Raw genomic sequence first — 6,015 nt, 5'->3', positions numbered from 1 at the left:
AGCCCAGTACCCCCCGGTGACCGTTAGGTAGTCACGCAGACCGTGTTCAGTGACGTTTTGGCTTGTCATCTTTTGGGCGGATGGATTCTGCAACCATCTGCGTGATGTTCATCATGCGGTTAACGTAGCCCCACTCGTTGTCGTACCAGGCAAGCAACTTGACCTGTGTGCCGTCGATGACCATGGTGGAGGCGGCATCAATAATCGATGAGCGCGGATCACCCTGGTAGTCGATAGAGACCAGCGGGCGTTCCTCGTAGCCGAGAATTCCTTTCAGTTCATTTTCAGCGGCATTCTGCATCAGCTGGTTGACCTCGTCTGCCGAGGTGGAGCGCTCGACCTCGAAAACACAATCCGTGATCGATGCATTGGTCAGTGGTACGCGTACCGCGATGCCATTGATCTTGCCTTCAAGGTCCGGAAATATCTGTGTAATTGCCTTGGCTGAACCGGTCGAAGTTGGGATTAGTGACATTCCACAGGCACGTGCACGGCGCAAATCCTTGTGGCCCTTGTCGACAATGGTCTGTGTGTTGGTGATATTGTGAATCGTCGTCATGCTGGCATGCGCAATTCCGAGTTTCTCTTTCATTACCTTGACCACGGGTGCCAGGCAGTTGGTGGTGCATGAGGCGGCGGTAATTATGGAGTCTGTTTCGGCGTTGTAGGTGTCGTGGTTCACGCCATAGACGATGTTACGCGCCGGTGCAGGGCAGGGTGCGGAGATGATTACCTTCTTGACGCCTTGGTCGAAGTAAGGCTTGAGGCTCTCAGCTGTCTTGTGCTTGCCGGTGCAGTCAATAACGATATCGACATCTTTCTTCTGCCAGTCGACATCAGCCGGATTGGCTTCCGAGGTAAAGCGTACCTTGCGGCCATCAAGCAGGAGTTTATTCTCCCTGGAGGCGATATCGTGTTTCCAGTGGCCCTGTACTGAATCGAATTCCAGAAGGTGGGCATGGCAGGCTGCATCGCCCTTGATCTCGTTAATATGTACGAGGCGGTATTCATCGTGACGCCAGCCGGCACGAAATGCCAGTTTTCCCATGCGTCCGAACCCATTGATGGCAACTTTGACGGCCATTGTTTCTTTCTCTGATTTCAGCTCTTTATGTTAAGCCGCGAGAGTGTACTCCGCAATTGTTACAGAGAGATGACTTTTTTGCCGATTGAAATTGCACTCTCGCATGTGTCCGGGAGAAATAAAAATCCCCGCAATAGCGGGGATTTACAGTTAGCGAGTTGTGAGGCCTTAACCGATGCCGTCATCCAGTTTATCGAATACGGTGCAGGAATCAGTACTGCCCGAGCTATAGCTGCACTCTTCAATGAGGCGTGACAGGTTGTTCTGCATTGTGCCCAGTTCCGACAATTTTGACTGGATTGCATTCAGCTTCGTCTTGGCAAATTGCAGAATATCGTCAGCCGTGTGACTGGCTTCAGGACGTTTCATCTGTAGCAGTTGCGAGATTTCAGAAAGGGTAAAGCCGACAGATTTGGCATTCAGGATAAACCTGATGCGTTGAACATCTTCATCGCTGTAGTTTCGGTATTTTCCCGGCCCGCTGCGAGCAGGTGTCAGAAGTCCCTGGCGTTCCCAGAATCGCAGGGTTTCAACGGGAATGTTTGTCTCTTTTCCAAGCTGACCAATTCGCATAATTCTCTCCTTGTAAATAGTTGCAAATTGCATGCAAGCCACTGAAAGCAGCCTGCGGAGGAGCAACCCTTGCTCCATACCATTCAAAGTATAGCCTGATTCTTGCGAAAAGGGCAATGCTTCTTTATCAGATCATTGCTATACTAAATTTCATTGAAAAGCCGGGGGTGTTTCTCCTTGTGGAGAGGCTGAGAGAGTCCCTTGGAACCTGATCCAGTTCATGCTGGCGTAGGGAAGGCTGACAGGCTCATAGCCCATTGTCTCCTTCATTTTGCCACACGGAGAGAAGAGTTATGAGCGCCATACCCGAAGAATTCATCAAAAAGACCACGGCCCTGTCAGACGAAGTGACGCGCCCGTTCGCCAATTCACGCAAAATCTACGTCGAGGGTTCACGTCCTGATATCCGCGTGCCGATGCGTGAAGTGTCACAGACGCCGACCACCACCAACGGTGCCAATGAGCCAAATCCGCCTATCTATGTCTACGACACCTCGGGCCCCTATTCTGATCCCTCTGTTTCAATTGATCTCCTGAAAGGATTGTCTGACCTGCGAGCCTCATGGATCAATGAGCGCGATGATACCGAGCAACTCGAAGGCCCAAGCTCCGAGTATGGCACCGAGCGTTATAACGATCCTGAACTGGATAAACTGCGTTTCGAGCATATCCGTGCTCCACGCCGTGCCAGGGCGGGTAAATGCGTCACCCAGATGCACTATGCGCGCGAGGGAATCATTACACCTGAAATGGAGTACGTCGCAATCCGCGAGAACCAGCGGCTGGATGAATTGCGTACCAACCCGGATTACAAGGCACTGCTGAAACAGCATCCGGGAGAGAATTTCGGCGCCAACCTGCCGGATAGCATTACTCCTGAATTCGTGCGCGATGAGATTGCTTCGGGGCGCGCTATCATCCCTGCCAATATCAACCATCCCGAAGTTGAGCCGATGATTATTGGGCGTAACTTCCGCGTTAAGATCAACACCAACATCGGTAATTCGGCGGTCTCTTCTTCTATCGAGGAAGAAGTCGAGAAAATGGTGTGGTCGGCTCGATGGGGCGGCGACACACTGATGGATCTTTCCACCGGAAAGAATATCCACGAGACGCGCGAGTGGATTCTGCGCAACTCGCCGATGCCGATTGGTACAGTGCCAATCTACCAGGCGCTGGAAAAGGTCAACGGCAAGTCCGAGGATCTCACTTGGGAGATGTTTCGCGACACATTGATCGAGCAGGCAGAACAGGGCGTTGATTACTTCACAATTCATGCGGGTGTGCTGTTGCGCTATGTACCACTGACGGCTGAGAGAGTGACCGGTATTGTTTCGCGTGGTGGCTCCATCATGGCCAAGTGGTGTCTTGCGCATCACCAGGAGAATTTCCTCTATACGCATTTCGAAGAGATCTGCGAGATCATGAAGGCCTACGACGTCTCTTTCTCACTGGGTGACGGATTGCGTTCCGGCTGCCTGGCCGATGCCAATGATGCTGCCCAGTACGGTGAACTGGAAACCCTTGGTGAACTGACAAAAATTGCCTGGGAGCACGATGTGCAGGTCATGATTGAAGGGCCTGGTCATGTGCCGATGCAGATGATCAAGGAGAACATGGAGAAAGAGTTGGAGGATTGTCACGAGGCGCCTTTCTACACGCTTGGCCCTCTGACGACTGATATCGCCCCCGGCTACGATCACATCACCTCGGCAATCGGTGCAGCCCAGATTGGCTGGTATGGAACCGCCATGCTCTGCTACGTGACACCCAAGGAGCATCTTGGCCTGCCCGACAAGAATGATGTACGCGACGGCATCATCGCCTACAAACTGGCGGCACACGCGGCTGACGTTGCCAAGGGCCTGCCGGGTGCACAAGTCAGGGACAACGCGCTGTCAAAGGCACGTTTCGAGTTCCGCTGGGAGGATCAGTTCAACCTGTCGCTTGACCCAGAGCGTGCACGTGAATACCACGACGAAACCATGCCGGCACAGGCTCACAAGGTGGCGCATTTCTGCTCCATGTGCGGCCCGCACTTCTGCTCCATGAAAATTACCCAGGACGTACGTGACTACGCAGAGTCTCTGAAAATCGGTGACGTTGCTGTGGCGGTCGAAGAAGGAATGAAAGAGAAGGCAACGGAGTTCAAGCAGCAGGGCGCCGAGATCTACAAAGAGGTGTAAGAAGCGGCATAGCGCACGCCCTGTGCGCTTGCCTCTTGATGGCGTCGTCATGCAATACGGATGGATCTATGAATTCCAATAAGATTGCAGTAATCACCGGAGCGAGCAGAGGTATTGGAGCTGATACGGCAAAGCTGTTTGCAAGGAAAGGTTATGCTGTCTGCATTAACGATGTATCGAATGATGTTGCAGCTGAGAGTGTCAAGGATGAAATCCTGCAAGATGGCGGCCATTGCATAACAGTAAAGGCTGATGTTTCAGTGGCAAGTGAAGTCAAGCGCCTGTTTGAAACCGTGGACCGGGAACTGGGCTGCCTGTCGGTCCTTGTAAATAACGCAGCCATCCTGAAAACTCAATGCCGCCTGGACGAGATCAGCGAAGAGAGGTTTGATCGCGTTTTAAAGGCCAACGTCATGAGCTGTTTTTTGTGTTGTAAGGAAGCAGTAAAACGAATGTCTGCAAAATATAACGGTACAGGTGGAACAATAGTCAATGTCTCTTCCGGTGCTGCCAGAAGCGGTTCGCCGAATGAATATATTGATTATGCCGCTTCAAAGGGTGCTGTTGATACCTTAACCCGAGGTTTATCACTTGAGGTTGCCGCAGAAGGTATTCGAGGCAACGGTGTCCGGCCCGGTTTTATCTATACTGATATGCATGCATCGGGTGGTGAGCCAAACCGTGTCGACAGGCTGAAAGAAAAAATACCGATGCAGAGAGGTGGTCAGCCTGGTGAGGTTGCTGAGGCTATTTACTGGTTAGCGTCTGATAACTCTTCATATGCAACCGGTACCTTCATTGATCTTACGGGTGGCCTGTAACAGATTACAAACAGTGCCGACGGGTTGCTGGTTGAATACATTTGCATGACGTAACAGTTAATCGGTGTCGAAATGTCTGAGAAAGATCTGGAGCAGATGAAGCGAACAAGACAATGGGCGCACAAGAAGCTGACTGACAGGGGTTCGGCAACTTACCGCGCTTTCGTCGAGATGGAATCTGCAGCGTTTAAAGATGGTGCCTTGCCGAAGAAAAATAAGGAGCTGATTGCGATTGGTATATCGGTTCGAATTGATTGTGAATCCTGTATGCAGTGGCATATTGAGCAGGCCGCAGCAGCCGGGGCAACCTATGATGAAGTGCTGGAAGCAGTCGAGATTGGAATAGAAATGGGGGGAGGGCCTGCGACCGTATCTGCCCGTTTTGCCTTGCAGGTTATGGATGTCGTTTTTGGTGCATGATCGATGCACAATTGTCAGTTCAATACTGAATGAAGAGTAATGACCAATGAAGCCTCGCATAAGTATGATTACACTGGGTGTGCACGATCTTACAGCATCAATTAGGTTCTATGAGGATGGTCTGGGTTTCCCTCGCATGGAGTCCCCTCCGCAGGTAGCCTTTTTTACACTGAATGGGACATGGCTCGGATTATACGGCCGCGAGGCATTGGCAGAGGACGCGACTGTCTCTGCAAAAGGTAGTGGCTTTAATTCATTTACGCTTGCTCATAACGTTGAGTCGGAGGCACAGGTGGACGAAGTGGTCGCGCAAGCAGTGGAAGCTGGTGCGACCCTGGTGAAGAAACCCCGGGCTGTCTTTTGGGGTGGCTACAGTGGTTATTTCGCTGACCCGGACGGGCATTTATGGGAGGTGGCTTACAACCCGTACGCATGGATTGGGCCAAAAGATGAGGATGTTTAAGGAGCCTGTTCAGCCATTAGAGTGCATTAATTCGAGTGCTGATTCATAGTCTGCGTTACTCTTTTTGACAATGTCCCGGTTATACGAGCCGAATAGGTTGTAAGGAAATAAATATGGCACGCTTGTTACGCTATAGCAGGTCGAGTAATCGTAATCTGAAAAAGAATGCTGAGCACCTTTTTGCAGCACGTCACGCTTTGAATGTTTATGACGAAAATGCCGTATACAGTTTCATTCCAAAGAATGGATGTTCATCCATGCGCGTCTCATTGGCTATAGCAAATGGCTGTATTAAGGACGCATCAGAACATGACTGGATACATAGAAACAATGACACTTTCTCGTGTAATTTAAGAGATCTTGTAACGGCTAAATACACCTTCGCTGCGCGCCAAGGAGAGAGAATCGAAGGCGCGTAGTCCCCGGTAGCCACTAGGCGAGACTGTTTTTCTGACGTGCGCCAGCGCC

At 51.2% G+C, this 6,015-nt stretch carries 6 protein-coding genes and 1 riboswitch; of the genes, 4 read left to right on the top strand and 2 right to left on the bottom strand.

Translation table 11 applies throughout. The features are described from left to right. Positions 1-46: 46 nt before the first annotated feature. Both BOW51_RS06675 and BOW51_RS06670 read right to left on the bottom strand, forming a co-directional pair. Positions 47-1,084: an ArsJ-associated glyceraldehyde-3-phosphate dehydrogenase gene (locus tag BOW51_RS06675; RefSeq protein ID WP_078477015.1), complete on the bottom strand. Its 1,038-nt coding sequence runs from the start codon at positions 1,082-1,084 to the stop codon at positions 47-49. A gap of 168 nt (positions 1,085-1,252) precedes the next feature. Beyond that, the gene (locus BOW51_RS06670) at positions 1,253-1,657 is read right to left on the bottom strand and encodes a MerR family transcriptional regulator (RefSeq protein WP_167367258.1); all 405 of its coding nucleotides are present in this window, start codon (positions 1,655-1,657) and stop codon (positions 1,253-1,255) included. A gap of 153 nt (positions 1,658-1,810) precedes the next feature. After that, positions 1,811-1,910: riboswitch (TPP riboswitch) on the top strand. 40 nt (positions 1,911-1,950) lie between these two features. On the opposite strand from BOW51_RS06670, the gene thiC reads away from it, so the two are divergent. The 4 genes from thiC to BOW51_RS06650 all read left to right on the top strand — a co-directional run bounded on the left by thiC (position 1,951) and on the right by BOW51_RS06650 (position 5,547). Further along, complete coding sequence (gene thiC, locus BOW51_RS06665; RefSeq protein WP_078477013.1) at positions 1,951-3,843, top strand: phosphomethylpyrimidine synthase ThiC; 1,893 nt, start codon at positions 1,951-1,953, stop codon at positions 3,841-3,843. 68 nt (positions 3,844-3,911) lie between these two features. Continuing rightward, positions 3,912-4,664, top strand: coding sequence for an SDR family oxidoreductase (locus BOW51_RS06660; RefSeq protein ID WP_078477012.1), 753 nt, complete (start codon positions 3,912-3,914; stop codon positions 4,662-4,664). A 72-nt stretch (positions 4,665-4,736) separates the two neighbouring features. Then, the gene (locus BOW51_RS06655; protein ID WP_078477011.1) at positions 4,737-5,084 is read left to right on the top strand and encodes a carboxymuconolactone decarboxylase family protein; all 348 of its coding nucleotides are present in this window, start codon (positions 4,737-4,739) and stop codon (positions 5,082-5,084) included. Positions 5,085-5,130: 46 nt separating this feature from the next. Next, a complete protein-coding gene (locus BOW51_RS06650; RefSeq protein WP_078477010.1) occupies positions 5,131-5,547 on the top strand; it encodes a VOC family protein in 417 nt (138 codons plus the stop codon). Positions 5,548-6,015 lie beyond the last annotated feature (468 nt).

Origin of the sequence: Solemya elarraichensis gill symbiont (assembly GCF_002021095.1) — a bacterium.
In the GTDB taxonomy this organism is placed as follows: domain Bacteria; phylum Pseudomonadota; class Gammaproteobacteria; order Chromatiales; family Chromatiaceae.
The sequence above is the reverse complement of the archived record's forward strand: the minus strand, read 5'-3'. Positions and strand labels throughout refer to the sequence as shown.